Annotated in this window: 5 protein-coding genes; 3 read left to right on the top strand and 2 right to left on the bottom strand. The window is 47.9% G+C overall.

Annotated features, from left to right (window positions below; genetic code table 11):
- The first annotated feature begins 33 nt into the window (after positions 1-33).
- From QUB44_RS14780 to QUB44_RS14770, 3 genes are read left to right on the top strand one after another with little or no spacing between them, the layout of a single operon-like run.
- Positions 34-3,621: an AAA-like domain-containing protein gene (locus tag QUB44_RS14780; RefSeq protein ID WP_333368652.1), complete on the top strand. Its 3,588-nt coding sequence runs from the start codon at positions 34-36 to the stop codon at positions 3,619-3,621.
- A 27-nt stretch (positions 3,622-3,648) separates the two neighbouring features.
- Positions 3,649-7,326, top strand: coding sequence for a WD40 domain-containing protein (locus tag QUB44_RS14775; protein ID WP_333368649.1), 3,678 nt, complete (start codon positions 3,649-3,651; stop codon positions 7,324-7,326).
- Between the two features lie 27 nt (positions 7,327-7,353).
- Entirely contained in the window at positions 7,354-10,938 is a 3,585-nt protein-coding gene (locus tag QUB44_RS14770; RefSeq protein ID WP_333368646.1) for an AAA-like domain-containing protein, read from the top strand.
- A gap of 244 nt (positions 10,939-11,182) precedes the next feature.
- Here QUB44_RS14770 and QUB44_RS14765 read toward each other — a convergent pair whose 3' ends face one another.
- Both QUB44_RS14765 and QUB44_RS14760 read right to left on the bottom strand, forming a co-directional pair.
- Positions 11,183-14,464 carry a DUF4347 domain-containing protein gene (locus tag QUB44_RS14765; RefSeq protein WP_333368643.1) on the bottom strand — a complete coding sequence of 1,094 codons (3,282 nt, stop codon included), beginning with the start codon at positions 14,462-14,464 and terminating at the stop codon, positions 11,183-11,185.
- Positions 14,465-15,361: 897 nt separating this feature from the next.
- Positions 15,362-18,799, bottom strand: a complete 3,438-nt coding sequence (locus QUB44_RS14760) for a DUF4347 domain-containing protein (RefSeq protein WP_333368639.1) — start codon at positions 18,797-18,799, stop codon at positions 15,362-15,364.
- Positions 18,800-19,187 lie beyond the last annotated feature (388 nt).

Here is a 19,187-nt window from a genome sequence, read left to right as displayed (position 1 = left end):
ACATACTCAGCTTTAAACCCACCCATAAACCGCATGACCCAGGTAACATACCAAATTGGTGGCAGTCTCGCCAGTGATGCGCCTACATACGTAGTCCGGCAAGCAGATTCCGAACTTTATGAAGCCTTAAAAGCTGGCGAATTTTGTTACGTGCTTAACTCCCGGCAAATGGGCAAATCTTCTCTCTTAGTCCGTACCCAGCACCGACTGCAAGCAGAAGGTTTTCAATGCAGCACGATCGACATGACCCGCATCGGTAGCGAAAATATCACTCCCTTACAATGGTATAAAGGAATTGTTGGGGATTTGTGGCGCAGCTTCATTTTGTTAGAAAAAGTTAATTTAAAAACCTGGTGGCGCGACGAAGAAGAGGTCTCATTTTTGCAAAGATTGAGTCATTTTATAGAAGATATCCTACTGGTTCAATTTCCGGAAGAGCGCATCTTTATATTCATCGATGAAATCGATAGCATTCTCAGTTTGGATTTCGCTGTCGATGATTTTTTTGCCTTAATTCGGTTTTGCTACAATCAGCGAGCGATTAATCCAGAGTATAACCGCATTACTTTTGCAATTTTTGGAGTCGCGACGCCAAGCGATTTAATTGCCGACAAAAAGCGAACTCCTTTTAATATCGGTCATGCTATAGATTTGCGGGGTTTTGAACTGCACGAATCCCAACAATTAGTTAAAGGATTAGAGAGTGCCGTCAGTAATCCTCATGCCGTTCTCAAACAAATATTAGCTTGGACTTCAGGACAGCCATTTCTCACCCATAAAATTTGCTATTTGGCGTATAGATCCAGCCTAGAAACGGCGGGAGGATTAGTAAATATTCCCCCTGGAACAGAGGCATTTTGGATGGATAGTTTGGTGCGATCGCAGATCATCAATAAATGGGAATCCCTGGACGAACCGGAGCATTTAAAAACGATAGGCGATCGCATCCTCCGTGACGAACAACGCGCCGGAAGATTGCTCAGCATTTACCAGCAAGTCTTGCAAAGTGTGGAAGTACCAACCGATGACAGCCGAGAACAAATCGAACTATTGCTATCGGGTTTAGTGGTAAAAAATGAAGGCTGCTTGCAGGTAAAAAACAGAATTTATCAAGAAGTATTTAATATAGAATGGATAGAAAAAAAATTAGGGCAACTGCGTCCTTACTCCCAATCTTTCGATGCTTGGAGCGCTTCCAAACAAACAGATGATTCGCGCCTTTTGAGGAGACAATCCTTAAAAGATGCTCAACTCTGGATGCAGGGAAAAAGTTTGAGCGATTTAGACTATCAGTTTTTAGCAGCTAGCGCCGAACTCGACAAGCAAGAAATGCAACTGACCTTAGAAGCAGAAAGGTTAAAAGAAGTCGAAAAAAATGCCAGACGGCAAAAGTGGTTTATTGCTGCACTCTCTTTAGCATTAGCGATCGCCCTGTTTCTCGGAACAGCAGCTTTTTGGCAATATCGTCGAGCTACATTGAGTGAGGTAGAAGCGATCGCCACCTCCTCCGAAGCCCTCTTCACCTTAGAGCAAAAATTAGACAGCCTCATTGCCGCCATCACAGCCAAGCGCAAACTGCAACAACTCGGTGGGGCAAATCCCGAACTAGAAAATCGCGTGCAATTATTACTAGAGCAGGCAGTTTATGGAGCTTCGGAGTTCAACCGCTTTTCAGGACATCAGGCGACACTGTATAGATTAGCAGTCAGCCCCGACTCTGAGACAATTGCCTCATCAAGTATGGATAACACGGTCAAGCTCTGGAAGCGAGACGGCACTCTGCAAGGGACTTTTGCCAACAACGGTATGGTATGGAGGATGGTTTTTAGCCCCGACAGTAAACTCCTCGCTTGTGCCAGTGGAGATGGCACAGTTAAAGTTTGGCAGCAACAGGGAATTTCTTGGCAGAACCCCAAACTCCTACACACCCTTGAGGGACACAGTACCGAGTTTAACGGTGTGGCCTTCAGCCCAGATGGCGAGATTTTAGCCGCATCCGGTGAGAATAACACCGTTAAACTCTGGGACAAAAACGGCATTTTATTAACCATTCTCGATCGCACCGATGCAGTTCGCAGCCTTAGCTTTAGCCCCGATGGGGAAATGCTCGTTAGCGGAAGTGCCGAGGGTACGATCCGATTGTGGAAAAAAGACGGCCCAGAATGGGCCTCGGTAAAGTTACGGAGAACGTTTCAAGGGCATAGCGCTGCGATATGGGAGGTCGAGTTCAGTCCTGACGGCGAGATATTTGCCTCCGCCAGCATGGATAAAACTGTTAAACTTTGGCGCTCCAATGCTGGGCCAGACGAAGAGTTACACCCAGGCACTTTGCTGATGTCTCTTAATCCGCCAAGGCAAGTGCCTCCCCTGCGAACCCTTAAGGGTCACGCCTCTGGCGTTCAGGCTATAGATTTTAGTCCTGACGGTGAGATTATCGCCACAGCGAGCGACGATCGAACCATCAAATTTTGGAGCAAAGACGGTAAAGAGCTGAGAACTTTTAGAGGACATACCGGTGGCGTGTGGGATATCGAGTTCAGTCCTGACGGCACTTTCATTGCTTCGCTGGGTATAGGAAATGATGTCAAACTTTGGCAGCCGAAAAACATTTTTTTCTTGCCCCTGCAAGGTCATGAGGGCGCTGTTTATGCTGCTGCTTTCGCTCCTGACGGAAAAATCGTCGCCACTGCAAGTACAGACGGCACGGTGAAACTTTGGAGCGTCGATGGTACGTTGCACAAGACGCTTAAGGAGGGCAAAGGAGTGCATTGGTCTGTGGCATTCAGTCCTGACAGTAAACTCATTGCCGTGGGGGGCGAAAAAACAGTGAAACTCTGGCACAAGGGTGGCAGATTCCTGAGAGAAATCAAGGCACACAACGGAGTCGTTTACGGAATTACTTGGAGTCCTGACGGTAAAATTCTTGCCTCCGCAAGCTTAGACGGCACGGTGAAACTCTGGCAGCCAGACGGCACTTTGCTGAGAACTCTCAAGCTAGATGGCAGCTCCTTCTGGGACGTAGCCTTTAGCCCTGATGGAGAAGCTCTAGCCGCCGTCAATAGCAGCGGCGCGATCGCGATTTGGAAGCCCGATGGCACTTTGTTGCAGGCGATCCGCGCCCATCAGGCTATGACTCTGGGGGTCAGTTTCAGTCCAGATGGCAAGACTCTAGCCTCAGCCAGTACGGATGCCACCGTCAAACTCTGGAAATTAGATTTCTCTTCGACTCTTCAAGGCACCTCGGTTCCCCACTCTTCACAGCTACGGAGAACGCTTAAAGGTCACGCACAGGGAGTGCCGGGAGTGTCCTTTAGCCCGGATGGTGAAATCATTGCTACGGCAAGTCTTGATAATACGGTGAAACTCTGGAACTCTAACGGCATCTTGCTGACGACGCTCACGGGGCATACAGGTGCGGTGAGAGAAAGTTCCTTTAGTCCCGACGGCACTTTCCTTGTCTCGGCCAGCCTCGACCAAACGGCGATTTTGTGGAATGTGAAGCGAATTCTCAATACAGACCCCCTGGCTTTTGGTTGCGACTGGGTGCGGGATTATTTGCGAACGAATGCCGATGTGAAAGAGGAGGATAGACATTTGTGCGATGCAGTGGGCGATCGCTAAATTATCCGAAACAATTAACTATCAATTATGAAAGATTACTCTTACCACATTGGTGGCAGTCTCACAACTGATGCGCCTACCTATGTCGAACGACAAGCAGATATAGAACTTTATGAAGCCTTAAAACGAGGTGAGTTTTGTTACGTTCTCAATTCCCGCCAAATGGGCAAATCTTCCCTTCTCGTTCGCACCTTCCATCGATTGCAAGCCGAAGGGTTTCAATGCAGCACGATCGACATGACCCGCATCGGTAGCGAAAATATCACTCCTTTACAGTGGTATAAAGGCATGATTGGGGAACTGTGGCGCGGCTTCAATCTTTTAGGGCAAGTTAACTTAAAAACCTGGTGGCGCGATGAAGAAGATGTATCATTTCTGCAAAGATTGAGTCATTTTATTGAAGATATTTTGTTAGCCAAGTTTCCTGACCAACAAATCATTATATTTATTGATGAAATTGACAGTGTTCTCAGTCTAGATTTCCCTGTCGATGATTTTTTTGCCCTTATTCGCTTTTGCTATAATCAACGCTCAATTAATCCAGCATATAATCGTATTAGTTTTGCAATATTTGGAGTAGCTACACCTAGCGATTTAATTGTTGATAAAAAACGAACTCCTTTTAATATTGGTCGAGCCATAAATTTACGAGGTTTTGAACTAGAAGAAGCCCAACCATTAGCGGCGGGATTGGCAAGTGTAGTCAATAATTATGAAGCTATTCTCAAAGAGATATTGGCTTGGACTTCTGGGCAGCCATTCCTGACGCAAAAACTGTGCTATTTAGCCTACCTAGCAACTCAAACAACACCGCCAAAAGTAGTAACAATTCCAGCAGAAGCAGAAGAATTTTGGGTAGAACGTTTAGTGCGAAAAAATATTATTAATAAATGGGAATCTCAGGATGAACCGGAACATTTAAAAACCATAAAGGAGCGGATTATTCGCAACGAACTACGCGCGGGCAGATTACTCGGCATCTACCAGCAAATTTTACTATCTAACCCCCCCTTAGCCAGCGGATCTTTTTCATTGTGCGACTTTGAAGAGGACTATAGGGGCAGTACCTCCGTGCCTGACCCAAATCTTTATAGGGCAACCACAGGGGAATTGCCTCTACAAGGAAATGAAAGATTTCTACCTTTGAGCAAAAGAGCGGGAAGGGTATCAACTGATGACTCACCAGAACAAATTGAACTATTATTATCGGGATTAGTTGTTAAAAGCAATGGTTATTTACAGGTAAGAAACAGGGTTTATGCTGAAGTTTTTAACCTGGAATGGGTAGAGAAGCAATTAGGGCAACTGCGCCCCTACTCGCAAACCTTCGATGCTTGGATTGCTTCACAACAAACAGATTCTTCCCGACTTTTGCGGGGACAAGCTTTAAAAGATGGTCAAATCTGGGCGCAGGAAAAAAGCTTAAGTAACCTAGACTATCAGTTCTTAGCTGCTAGTGCCGAACTAGATAGGCGAGAAGTTCAACAAGCTTTAGAAGCAGAACGCACCAAAGAAGTGGAAGCGCGACTGGCCCAGGAACAAATGCGATTAATTCAAGAAAAAAAAGCAGTTAAACGACAGAGGGCATTACTATTTGCTGTGAGTATGGCACTGCTACTTGCCTGTGCTTTAGGAGTAACAAGTTATTTTCAGTATCGCCGATCCATTATTAGTGAGCGCGAAGCTCGGATTAGTGAAATTAAAGCCCTGGTTTCTTCCTCAGAGGGATTGTTTGCCTCTAATCGCCGATTGGATGCACTAATAGAAGCAATTAAAGCTAAGCGCCGACTACAAAACTTAGGCAAAATGGATAAAAATATTGATAATCAAGTTATCAATGTATTGCGTCAAGCGGTTTATGAAGGGGATGAATACAACCGTTTATCGGGACATAAAGCGGCTGTTATTGGAATTGATATTAGTCGGGACAGTAAGTTTATTGCTTCAACAAGTGTGGATAAAACTATTAAACTGTGGCGGCGGGACGGAACGGAAATAGCAACACTCAAAGGTCATCAGGCGATCGTTCGGTCTGTCAAATTTAGCCCGGACGGTCAGTTTATTGTTTCTGGAAGTGATGATGGAACTGTAAAACTTTGGCAGCGAAACGGAACTTTGTTGAAAACTTTTCAGGGTCATACTGCTGGTATCTGGACAGTGGCGTTTAGTCCCGATGGTCAAACAATTGCTTCTGCCAGCATGGACAAAACGGTGAAACTCTGGAACAAAGACGGCAAACTGTTAAGAACTCTCCAGGGTCATACTGCTGGGGTACCCTCAGTGGCTTTCAGTCCAGACGGTCAGACTATTGTTACGGCAAGTGGAGACAAAACGGTGAAACTCTGGAACAAAGACGGCAAACTGTTAAGAACTCTCCGGGGTCATACTTCTGTGGTATCTGCAGCAGCGTTTAGTCCAGACGGTCAGATTGTGGCTTCAGGAAGTGGAGACAAAACGGTGAAACTGTGGAACAAAAACGGTACTTTGCTTAGAACGCTTGAAGGTCATTCTGCCGTAGTATCGGGAGTTGTTTTCAGTCCCGATGGTCAGACTCTTGCTTCTGCAAGTCGCGATCAAACTGTTAAACTCTGGAATCTTGACGGAACAGAACGGACGACATTGAGAGGTCACACTGCTGCGATTTGGGGGATAGCTTGGAGCCCAGACGGCAGTTTTATTGCTTCGGCGGGTGCAGATAATACGGTGCGGCTGTGGCAGAGTCAAAACCCATTGCGGACGATGATTACTGCACATAAAGCCGGAATTTGGGCGCTCGCACTGAGTTCGGATAGTTCTACAATTGCTACAGGCAGCGAGGATGGCACGACTAAGCTTTGGAGTCGGCAAGGTAAATTGTTGAGGACTTTCACTGTAGAAAACGCTGCGATTTATGCTGTTGCCCTGAGTGACGATGGCAAGTTAATTGCTTCTGGCAGAAATGATAATAAGGTGAATATCTGGACTCGAAACGGAAAAGCGATCGCAAATTTGGTAGGTCATAACGCTACGGTTTTTGGATTAGCTTTCAGTCCAAGCGGTCAAATTATTGCTTCTGGAAGTCAAGATAATACTATCAAGCTTTGGCGGCCCGATGGTACTTTATTGCATACTATGACAGGACATCATGCTCCTATTTGGCAGGTGGTATTTAGCCCTGACGGTCAGCTAATTGCCTCGGCAGGAGGGGATGGTACTGTGAAGTTGTGGAAGCTTGATGGTACTTTGGTGAGAACTTTTCAAGGCCATACTGCTGCGGTGTGGAGGGTGGCGTTTAGCCCTGACGGTAAATTTCTGGCTTCTGGCAGTGGGGACAATACTGTTAAGATTTGGACTGTGGATGGTAAGTTACTGAGAACTCTGGAAGGTCATGCGGTGGCGGTTTGGGGGGTGGCATTTAGCCCGGATGGTAATATTATTGCTTCTGGTAGTGTAGACAATACGCTGAAGTTTTGGAAGCTTGACGGTACCCAATTAACGACGATCCGAGGTAACTCTGCGGCGATTCGGGGGGTAGCGTATAGTGGGGATGGGTCATTTGTGGCTTCTGTGAGTGAGGATAATACGCTGGTTTTGTGGGATGTGGATCGAGTTTTGAAAGTGGATTTGTTGGCTGATGGTTGCGATCGCGTGCGAGATTACTTGCGAACAAATGCCGATGTGAAGGAGGAGGATAGACATTTGTGCGATGCCGTGGGCGATCGTTAAATTATCCGAAACAATTAAATATCAATTATGAAAGATTACTCTTACCAAATTGGTGGCAGTCTTACAACTGATGCGCCTACCTATGTCGAACGACAAGCAGATATCGAACTTTATCAAGCCTTAAAACTCGGCGAGTTTTGCTACGTCCTCAACTCCCGACAGATGGGCAAATCTTCCCTTCTCGTTCGCACCTTCCATCGATTGCAAGCCGAAGGATTTCAATGCAGCACGATCGACATGACCCGCATCGGTAGCGAAAACATTACTCCTTTACAGTGGTATAAAGGCATCGTTGGGGATTTGTGGCGCAGTTTCCATCTTGTAGGAAAAGTCAATTTAAAAATCTGGTGGCAAGAACAAGAAGAAGTTTCTCTCCTGCAAAGATTGAGTCAATTTATTGAAGAGATTTTATTGGTAAAATTTCCGAACGAGCGAATTTTTATATTTGTCGATGAGATTGATAGTATTTTAAGTTTAGATTTTCCCGTCGATGACTTTTTCGCCTTGATTCGTTATTGTTACAACCAACGAGCCATTAATCCAGAATACAACCGGATTACCTTCGCGATTTTCGGAGTAGCTACACCCAGCGATTTAATCGCCGATAAAAATCGGACACCTTTTAATATCGGACAAGCGATCGATTTGTCAGGATTTAGTTTAGAAGAAGCGCAACCATTAGCGAAAGGGTTAGAAAATGTCATAGCCAATCCGCAGGCAGTTCTCAAAGAAATCTTAGATTGGACGGGAGGACAGCCATTTTTAACGCAAAAGATATGTGAATTAGTAGTAAAAATGGCGGGGTCAGCCCACAGCGGTGATTTAAAAATACCACCGGGAACCGAGGGATTTTTTGTAGAATCATTGGTGAGAGAAAACATCATCAATAAATGGGAATCGCAAGATGAGCCGGAGCATTTAAAGACTATTCGCGATCGCATCATTCGCAACGAACAACTCACTGCACGTAGCTTAGGTATCTATCAAAACCTCTTACAATTTGGTGAAGTTGAAGCGGATGACAGTCGAGAGCATATCGAACTGCTGCTATCAGGTTTGGCAGTAAAATACCAAGGTTTTTTAAAGGTAAATAACCCGATTTATCAAGCAGTTTTTCACCTACAATGGGTAGAAAAACAGTTAGAGCAACTGCGTCCTTACTCCCAAGCTTTCAATGCTTGGATCGCTTCAAAACAAACCGATGAATCGCGATTGTTGCGCGGACAATCGTTAAAAGACGCTTCCTACTGGGCCCAGGGAAAAAGTTTGAGCGATTTGGACTATCAATTTTTAGCCGCTTCTGGCGAATTAGACAGGCTGGAAGTGCAGCAAGCGCTGGAAGCAGCGAGGCTCAGAGAAGTTGAAGCCAGACTCACAGAAGAACGCAAGCGGTTAGTTTTAGAGCGAGAGACAGCGAAGCGGCAGCGAAGATTTCTTGGGGCGCTCAGCGCTGCGCTAATAGTTGCGATCGCCTTTGGCATTCTCGCCCTTTGGCAATATCATCAAGCCCTCACCAGCGAGCAGCAAGCCCGCATCAGCGAAGTTCAAGCCCTCACCTCCTCATCGGCAGGGCAATTCGCATCCCAACAGCAATTAGATGCCCTCGTGAGCGCCATCAAAGCCAGACGCAGGCTCGACAGTCTCGTGCCTTCCAGCCCCCAGTTGCCATCTCAAGTTCAACAAGTGCTGCAACAAGCCATCTATGGAACGGCAGAATTCAATCGCCTGTTGGGGCATTCCAGCCCGGTTCTGGCAGTTGATGTCAGTCCAGACGGTCAACTCATCGCCACCGGCGGCGGCGACCAAACAGCCAAAATCTGGCAACGGGATGGCACCTTGCTGCACACTCTCCAACACACGATCAGCAGCGTCTACGCCCTTCGTTTTAGTCCCGACAGCCAGCGCCTGGTAACATCCAGCGTGGACGGCAACATTTATCTGTGGAGTCGGGAAGGCAAGCTGCTCAAAACCTTTCAGGGACACAAGGCTGCGATCTGGGCGATCGCCGTGAGTCCAGACGGTGAGCGCATCGCCTCCGCCAGTGAAGACAGCACCATTCGCCTGTGGAGCGTTGATGGCAAACCGCTCAAAACCCTGAGCGGACATCAAGGTGCAGTTTGGGGTGTTGCCTTTAGCCCGGATGGAAACCTGCTCGCCTCTAGCAGCACAGATAATACGGTCAAGGTCTGGACTCTAGACGGCGAACTGGTGAACACTCTGGAAGGTCACGGCGCCGCAGTTTGGGAAGTTGAGTTCGCTTTACTTGCAGACAATAGCGGCGTAAAACGTCCCGCCATTATCTCTGCCAGCGCTGACAACACAGTCAAACTCTGGCAACCCGACGGAACGCTGCTACGAACTCTTAGCGGTCACAGTTCGGAAGTGTTTGAAGTCGCCGTCAGCACAGCAGGCGATCTGATTGCTTCCGCCAGCGCCGACCAAACCATCAACCTCTGGAAGCCGGACGGGACGCTGTTGAAAGTCCTCAAAGGGCATCAATCTGGAATTCGCGGGCTTACTTTTATTCCCAACAGTCAAATGGTTGTCTCCGCTAGCGACGACTATACCGCTCGACTCTGGAATCCGACAAACCCCTTCTCGAAAGTCCTTTACGGACATGGCGGCACGATTTGGGATGTGGATTTCTCCCCCGAAGGTCAGATGCTAGCTTCAGCTAGTACGGATGGCAGTTTCAAACTGTGGGCGCGAGACGGCACGTTGCTGAAGTCTTTTGCCGGAAACGAGACTGCCGTTCACTCGGTTGCTTTCCTCTCTGATGCCAGCTTTGCCAACAGAGCGATCGCGCCCATCCTTGCTAGCGCTAGTGAAGATAAAACAATTAAATTCTGGCAGTTCGACGGGACGCTGCTGAAAACCATTACAGGACATGAGGCGGGAGTTTGGGATGCCTCCGTCAGTCCAGATGGTCGGCTACTGGCTTCTGCTAGCAACGATAAAACTGTGAAACTGTGGAACAAGGACGGCAGGGCGGGTACAGGGGCACCGCCCCTACGAACTTTCACAGGGCATCGGGCTAGGGTTTACGATGTGGACTTTACCCCTGACGGACAGAGGCTGCTTTCAGCCAGTAGCGACAGCACTGCTCGGTTGTGGAGTCTTGACGGTAGGTTTTCCAAGACTCTAGAGGGTCATCGCAGCCCTGTTTGGGAAGTTGCCATCAGTCCAGACGGTCGCACTTTGGCAACTGCCAGCAGGGATGACACGATTAAACTCTGGACGATCGATGGCACGTTGCTCAAAACCCTCCAGGGAAATACTAGAGGCATGATGGCAGTTGATTTCAGTCCAGACGGTCAAATGCTGGTGGGGGGAGGCTCAACTGGCGCACTCAAACTTTGGAAAATTGACGGGACAGAAATAACGACGCTAACCGGACATGAAGGGAACGTTTGGGGAGTTGCGTTTAGTCCTGATGGCAAACAAATTGCCTCAGCCGGGGACGATCGCACTGTGATTTTATGGGATCTAGAGCGTATTCTCAAACTCGATGAATTGGGTTATGGGTGCGATCGGGTGGGGGATTATCTGCGAACAAATGCCGGTGTGAAGGAGGAGGATAGACATTTGTGCGATCGGATTAAAACCGAATAATATTAAGTCCGCTTAATTAGGAATAATAGATTAATATGTGTGGCTATAGCATCAGAAGATTAGAGGATAATTATCATGCTTGGCTACTTTTTAGTGAACTATACTATAATACTAAATCCGGCTTAACTACTCCCTTTATCTCTCAGTCTGCAGAGGCGGACTTCGTTTGTTTAGTAGCGGTTTCAACCGCCGAAGGATACGCAGAATAATCGAGGGTATAGCCAAACCGGATTTAGTATAATAACTACAAAGTAATGAAATCGGTAGCAGTGAGAATACCGGGGGTAATACCGTTAAGCTTCGCCAACAATTGATTGCTGTTCGTCACAGTAATCAAAGTTTGATTGTTACTGGAAGTAATACTGAGTTGATTAAAACTTAAATCAGCATTCAACCCAATTAAATCCTCTCCCTTGCGGAAATCATTAATGATGTCGCTACCCGAACTTTGATTGAGGAAAAACACATCATTTCCCGAACCTCCAGTCAAAGTATCGTCCCCAACATCCCCGGAAAGGAAATCGTCCCCAGCACCGCCGCTGAGAATATCATTAGCTTTGCCGCCGTAGAGGGTATCGTTACTGATGTCGCCACAGAGCACATCGTTTTCATTGCCGCCAAACAGCAAGTCGTTGCCCTCACCGCCATCGAGACTGTCGTTTTCTTTGCCTCCGTACAGCGTGTCATGTCTCTCCTCACCAAAAATCAGGTCTGCACCTTCATTGCCAAAGGCAATATCGTTGCCGTTTCCAGCATTAATTGTGTCATTTCCTAAGTTGCCTAAAATGTAGTCGTCCCCATCTTCACCCAGCAAGATATCGTCATCTTTACCGCCGAAAATGCTGTCGTTGCCAAGGCCGCCGGCAACTGTATCATTGCCGAGATCTCCCCTCAACAAGTCCTCGCCATCTCCCCCAATAAGAGTGTCAGGATCTTTGCCAGCGTAGATGGTATCGTTGCCAGCGTCGCCAGAGATGAAATCGCTGCCTTCATTGCCGAAGATTGAGTCGTTATCTGCGCCGCCGTCAATGTTGTCATTGCCGCCCATGCCGTAGAGAGTATCGTTGCCGGCTTGTCCGTTAATTGAGTCGTTGATGACACCACCCATGATGAAATCGGTAGTGTCGCCGCCGTTGATAGTTTGTTGGACGGGGTTGGGGGTGATGGTAGCAGGATCTAGTTGCGGGGCGTTGAGGCTATCGAGTAGGCAATCATCCGAAGCTGGAGTTGGTGTGGGCGTGGGAGTTGGTTCCGGTGTGGGCGTGGGAGTTGGTTCCGGTGTGGGCGTGGGAGTTGGTTCCGGTGTGGGCGTGGGAGTTGGTTCCGGTGTGGGAGTAGGAGTGGGTTCCGGTGTGGGCGTGGGAGTCGGAGTCGGAGTCGGAGTCGGAGTCGGAGTCTCAGTTGGAGTGGGAGTCGGAGTGGGACTCGGCGTGACTGTAGGGTTAAATTCATAAGCGCCAATATCAACGATCGCACTTCCGTTATTATCACCATCTTGAGGGCGACTCACACCGCGCTGATCTGCCGCCGGCGCGCCCGCACCAGTACCCGTATCAATTGCCGGACTTCCTGTTAGCAGCGGCAGCACGAAAGCGCCGTTAATATTTTCCAAAGGGCCGAGTAAGGGGTCTGCGATCGTCACATTTGCCGTAACATTACTATCATTAGGATCGCCCGTCGTCAGTTTAGCGGGAAATTGAAGATTGTTTCCCCCATCGATGAGCTCCCGTCCAGTGTGCTGCCTAGTTTTAAAAGGATTACTTGCCGTATTCCTATCAAAAATCGAATTCTTGACAGTAATTGGCGATTTCACAGGATCGTTAAAAGTAGCAATACCTCCCGAAAATTCAGCGGTATTCTTAGCAAAAGTCGAATTGACGATGTTAGTCGAAAAGGAATCTCTGTTAGCGACAAGCATTGCTCCGCCCTGCTTAGCAGCGCTGTTGCCGGAAAATGTACTGTTGACAATGCTGATATTTCCATTCTCTCCTGACCACAAACCGCCCCCATTATCTTCAGCTTGGTTATTGGCAAAAGTGGAGTTTGTTACAGTAAGTTCGGTATTTCCGTGACGAATTGCGCCTCCAGAACCTCCAACTCCGGCTAGATCCTTAACAGCTTTATTGTTAACAAAAGTGCTATTTTCCAAAACTATCTTATCTTGAAGATAGCCAAATAAAAATCCCGCTCCTCCTTCTCTCGCTCCGATATTGCCATCAAAAACACTGTTGCGGATAGCAATAGTTCCGGCAACGGGGCCGGGGGTTGCATTCGGTCCTGAAGCATTAGCGCCATCGACGTAAACTGCTCCGCCAACGCCTTTCTCTGTGCGGTTGCCTGTGAATTTAGAGTTTTCGATCGTCATGCTGCCCAACAGGTTATTAACAGCACCGCCGTAGCTGCCTTTGTTGTTGGTAAATTCGCTATCTTTGATAGTCAGAACACCGCCGCTTTTAGTAGCGATCGCACCGCCACCACGTTCGGTATTATCCGCTAGCGAACCGTCATTGCCGCTAAACTTGCTGTTAATTACATTTGTCGTGCTGCGAAAACCCGTGTAAATGCCGCCACCAAAACCGGCCACATTATTATTGACTTGACAATTTTCTAAAGTTAAAGTGCTGCTACCTCCTGTTTGAATGCCACCACCGGCGCTAGTTGTCTCATTATTCGGATCGGTTCCAGAAACTTTGCCGTTGGCAACAATTAGGTTTTTTAGAGTAACATTTGTTGCACCTTCTGTGCGGATTACCCGCGAAGCATTGTTGCCACTGATGGTTAAATTGGCTGCACCAACGGCATCAATTGTCAAGTTTTTGTTGATGACAAGTTGACCGTTCGTTAGAGTAATTGTTTGACCCGCAAGAGTGGAGGCAAATTGAATGGTATCGTCGGCTGCTGCAGAGGCGATCGCATCTCTCAATGAACCGGCCCCGCTATCATTAGTGTTGGTAACGGTAATAGTCTTTAAAGTCCCTTGATAATCCGCCATTGCCTCTGGAGTCAAGGCTAGCGGTGCTTCAATATCACCCTTGGCAAACTCCAAATTCCAGTTACCACCGCGGCCAGTGCGATCGCTAGATGCTGCAATATCAGCCCCGGTTAACTCGCCCAGGCGATCAACAAAATCGCTTCCCGAACCCGCAGCCACATCGCAACCATAAAGCACAATATCTGCTTTGTCGCTTAGGGCATTTCGCCACCTTTGCAACTGGCTTTCATATTGCGGCAAATTATCCGCATTTAACGTTGCAGAACCTAGCTGCAAGCTGCCAGAATTGCCGTGAGAAAAAATGTGAACTTGGTCTACAGTTTCCCCAGCAGCAGAAATTGTTTGCAGTTTCGCAGTAATTTGCTCGACTCCGTTACCATTTTTATCTAAAATGACGATCTCTGCACCGGTAAGCACGCCACCCGCAAGAGTTTGATAGTCATCTAAGTCGGGATCAATGAAGACAATAGATTTAGAACCAGTATTGCGGAGAACAGATTGTGAATCCATGTTGGTGGCAAAAGTTGAACTCATTTGGCATACCCATGAGAATGTTTACTATTTGCTGGTAGATTCACCTTGAAAGCGGAAGGCTAGAGATGCAGAAGGCAGCAGTCAGAATTAATATCATTTCCGGTTACACCGGAATGATGTTGACTGTTGACGGTTGACTGTTGACTGTTGACAGTGAACGCCGTGAACAGTGAACTCGAATTTACTATTCCGATGCTAACGGATTTGATATAAAACCTCGGTGATCCATCGGGGAGATTAAAATTTAGGGGAAAACTTGAATTTTCTCCGTAAGTGAAATCCGACACTTGTCTCCCAAATCAGCTTAAGCTGTGTGAAAGTTGCGATTTTTTTAGCAATTAAATGGAGAGGATTTAATGTAAATAGTCGGATACGGGGAACCTCTCTATGTAGATTTGCCATGCACACCCTTAGCCAGATAAGTAGTGCATCAAACCATTTGGAAGCCTTGGTCAGGGGAAATTTAGAAAAGATTTTCTGGGTTCCGAATTCCTGAAAATTGCTCTAGCTAGTACCTGATACATTCACATTAGATAAAACCAGGAAAAATGCCTAAAAATTTGATTAATTTAAGTTTTTCCCTACCTGGAAAAAGTTCCCAAAAATCTGAAATTTAGTGGTTGAGAAAGCTGGCTTTATTCGGGTACTACTTATGGCTAGCTAGCTCAGGATTGCAATAGACTGATGTGCCTCATTCTAGGTGGGGGCGATCGGCAATAAACAAGATTTATTACCGATCGCTGTTAAAAAGAATCAGATCGATCGCTCCTCTTCGTTGGCGTAGCCCCCATAGGGGCGGACTGCGCTAACGTCATTCCCCAAATTTCAGGAGTTTGAGAGCTTTCTTCACCACTTCTAAGCGGGCGGGCTGCTGATGGCGCACCCTACCCCAGGCAGTTAGATTGTTACCTGAGTGAAATCGCTAGCGGTGAGAATACCGGGGGTAATACCGTTAAGCTTCGCCAACAATTGATTGGTGTCCGTCACAGTAATCAAAGTTTGATTGTTACTGGAAGTAATACTGAGTTGATTAAAACTCAAACCAGAATTCAGCCCAATTAAATCCTCTCCCTTGCGGAAATCATTAATGATGTCGCTACCCGAACTTTGATTGAGGAAAAACACATCATTTCCCGAACCTCCAGTCAAAGTATCGTCCCCAACATCCCCGGAAAGGAAATCGTCCCCAGCACCGCCGCTGAGAATATCATTAGCTTTTCCGCCGTACAGGGTATCGTTACCGATGTCGCCACAGAGTACATCGTTTTCATTGCCACCCAACAGCAAGTCGTTGCCCTCACCGCCATCGAGACTGTCGTTTTCTTTGCCGCCGTACAGGGTATCGTTAGCGATGTCGCCAAAAATCAGGTCTGCACCTTCATTGCCAAAGGCAATATCGTTGCCATTTCCAGCATTAATTGTGTCATTTCCTAAGTTCCCTAAAATGTAGTCGTCACCATCTTCACCCAGCAAGATATCGTCATCTTTACCGCCGAAAATGCTGTCGTTACCAACGCCGCCGGCAACTGTATCATTGCCTAAATCTCCCCTCAACAAGTCGTCGCCCTCACCACCAACAACAGTGTCAGGATCTTTGCCAGCGTAGATGGTATCGTTGCCAGCGCCGCCAGAGATGAAATCGCTGCCTCCATTGCCGAAGATTGAGTCGTTATCTGCGCCGCCGTCAATGTTGTCATTGCTGCCCATGCCGTAGAGAGTATCGTTGCCGGCTTCTCCGTTAATTGAGTCGTTGATGACACCGCCCATGATGAAATCGCTATCCTCGCCGCCGTTGATAGTTTGTTGGACGGGGTTGGGGGTGATGGTGGCAGGATCTAGTTGCGGGGCGTTGAGGCTATCGAGTAGGCAATCATCCGAAGCTGGAGTTGGTGTCGGTGCAGGAGTTGGTGTTGGCGGCGGAGTCGGCGCAGGTGTGGGAGTTGGCGCCGGTTCGGGTGTGGGAGTTGGCGCCGGTTCGGGCGTGGGAGTTGGCGCCGGTTCGGGCGTGGGAGTCGGCGCCGGCGCAGGTGTGGGAGTCGGCGCCGGCGCAGGTGTGGGAGTTGGAGCCGGCGCGGGTGTCGGAGTTGGAGCCGGCGCGGGTGTCGGAGTTGGGGCCGGCGCGGGTGTGGGAGTTGGAGCCGGCGCGGGTGTCGGAGTTGGGGCCGGCGCGGGTGTCGGAGTTGGGGCCGGCGCGGGTGTCGGAGTTGGGGCCGGGACGACACTACCTCCCAATTCAAAAGATCCGCTGTCCACGATCGCACCTGGAATGCTGTCGCCATCTTGAGGGCGAGTCACGCCGCGCTGATCCGTAGTGGGTGCGCCGGTGGCAATCCCTGTATCAATTGCCGGACTTCCTGTCAGCAGCGGCCTGACTAAAGCGCCGTTGAGGTTTTGCAAAGGCCCAAGTAAGGGGTCTGCGATCGTAATACTTGCCGTCGCATTGAAATCGCTTCCGTCATTGGGATTTTTGGCCGGCCACTGAAAATTCCCTCCTTGATCGCTATATTGGGCGGTGACGTGTTGCTGAATGCCCCAAGGGTTTCCTCCGTTAGCCGCTGTATTGTTGGAAAGAATCGTGTTTTTGAGGGTGACATTATTGGCAGTGGCGAAGATACCTCCACCAACCCAGCCGGCAGAATTATCGGCGATCGTCGTGTTGAGAATGGTTGTGGGTGCACCAAGAGTCATTGCACCGCCGAGTTTGTTGAAATCACCAGCAGCAAACGCCGTGGAGTTGCCAGAAAACGTACTGTTAGTAATCGTAGTAGGGGCATTTCGCATCCACAGGCCGCCACCTTGATTGCCGGCTTTGTTGCCCGCAAAGGTGGTGTTGGTAATAGTCAATCCCTGGTTGGTGTTGTCGCTCAAAATCGTTACCCCACCACCGTTTCCAGGATTTCCACCGGGTAGCGCCAGAATTTCGTTATTTTGGAAGGTGCTCTTTTCCAAAATAACGTTGTCTTGGCTGCCGGTGAACAGATAAGCTGCGCCTCCTTCACCTCGACCTTTATTGTCTTGAAATACGCTATTGGTAATCTTAATTGTGCCGGAAGCTTCGCTGGGATTGCTGGCTCGATCGGTATAAACTGCGCCGCCGAAACCTCTTAAGAAAGAATTGGGCTGCCCTGTGGCGAAAGTGGCTGCTGTGGTGTCGTTGCCGATGAATCGGGAGTTGTCAATTGTCAGCTTACCTTGAAGGCTGTTAATTGCCCCGCCGTTAATTCCTTTGTTGTTGGTGAAGTCGCTGTTGGTGACTGTAAAAGTTTTGAAACTCAAAAAGCCGATCGCACCTGCACCGCGTTCATCGTTAGCTGCGGTGGCTACGTTGCCGTTGAATTTACTGTTGGTAACAGTCAGGGTATTGTTGAAATTACCAAAAATTGCGCCACCACCTTTATCGGCGACGTTGTTGTTGAACTGAACGTTTTCTACTGTGAGGTTTACTTCGTCGGTTGTGCCGATCGCGCCACCTCGATCGGTAGTTTTGCCGTTAGTAATAATCAGGTTTTTGACCACAAAATTGGTAGCAGTGGCAACGTTGGCGTTGACAAAAAACGCGCGGGATGCGTTGTTACCACTGATAGTTAAACCCGCTGCTGCGGCGCCGTCAATCGTGATGTTTTTGCCAGCGGGAATATCGAGTTGACCGCTGGTGAGAGTAATGGTTTGGCTGGCTAAACCTGGAGCGAAGGTAATTGTATCACCGGCAACAGCGCTGGCGATCGCAGCCCTTAATGAACCGGGCCCGCTATCGCTATTGTTGGATACTACGATCGTAGCTAAATCATCTTGGTAACTTGCCATAGCCTCTGACTGCAAGGCTAAGGGAGATTCAATTTGGCCAGAGGCAAATTCTAAATTCCAGTCGCCGCTACGGCCGGTTGTGTTGGTGGATGCCGCAACGTCAGCCCCGGTTAATTGACTGAATTGATCGACGAAATTAGCACCTGTACCGCCTGCTACATCGCAGCCGTACAGCATGATGTCTGCTTGTGGGGCTAGTGAAGTTTGCCACTTTTCCAACTGGCTTTTGTATTGCTCTATGTTATCTGAACCCAGAGCGGTATTGCCTAATTGTAGGCTGCCAGAACTGCCGTGAGAAATAATGTGAACCGAGTCTATCGCCCCGTTAGTAGAGGCGTACTTTTCCATCTCGGAGGTGATTTGTTCGATGCCGTTTTTGGTGCGATCGAGTATTACTACCTGCTGTCCCGGCAGCACTCCCGCTGTAAGTGACTCGTAATCTTCCACGCCGGAGTCAATGAAGACTAAGGAGCGCAGTGGCATTTTTTCAAAAGCAGATTGTGAGTTAACTTGAGCGACTTTAGAACTCATATTGGAGACTCCATTAAGGGCATTATTAGTAGATACACCCCGAAGTAATCTCATCAGGCTTATTTGATTCTATCTTAACACTAAATTTGGAGATGGTGTCATTTTAAAAATATTTTTAGTGATTTATTTTGCTCGGCATTTGCCTTTTGCCTCTTGAGTCAAATGGAAGTTTGAGCCTCTATCTATGGGAATAAATGGCAATATTAATCGGGACTTTTGAAATAAATCTAGGTTCTATTATCCAATTTTTTTTGACCTTATTTTGCTAATAGTAGCCTGAGTTGAGGGATGCGGAAATAGTGGAGGTAATTGGGTGCATCTCAGTTTGGCAAATACATCAAATTGAAAGTTGACCGTTGAGATAAGCACAGCGAAGAGCAAGGATAGA

Source organism: Microcoleus sp. AT3-D2 (assembly GCF_036705715.1).
Taxonomy (GTDB): Bacteria; Cyanobacteriota; Cyanobacteriia; order Cyanobacteriales; family Microcoleaceae; genus Microcoleus.
This window is presented reverse-complemented; position numbering and strand designations above follow the sequence as displayed.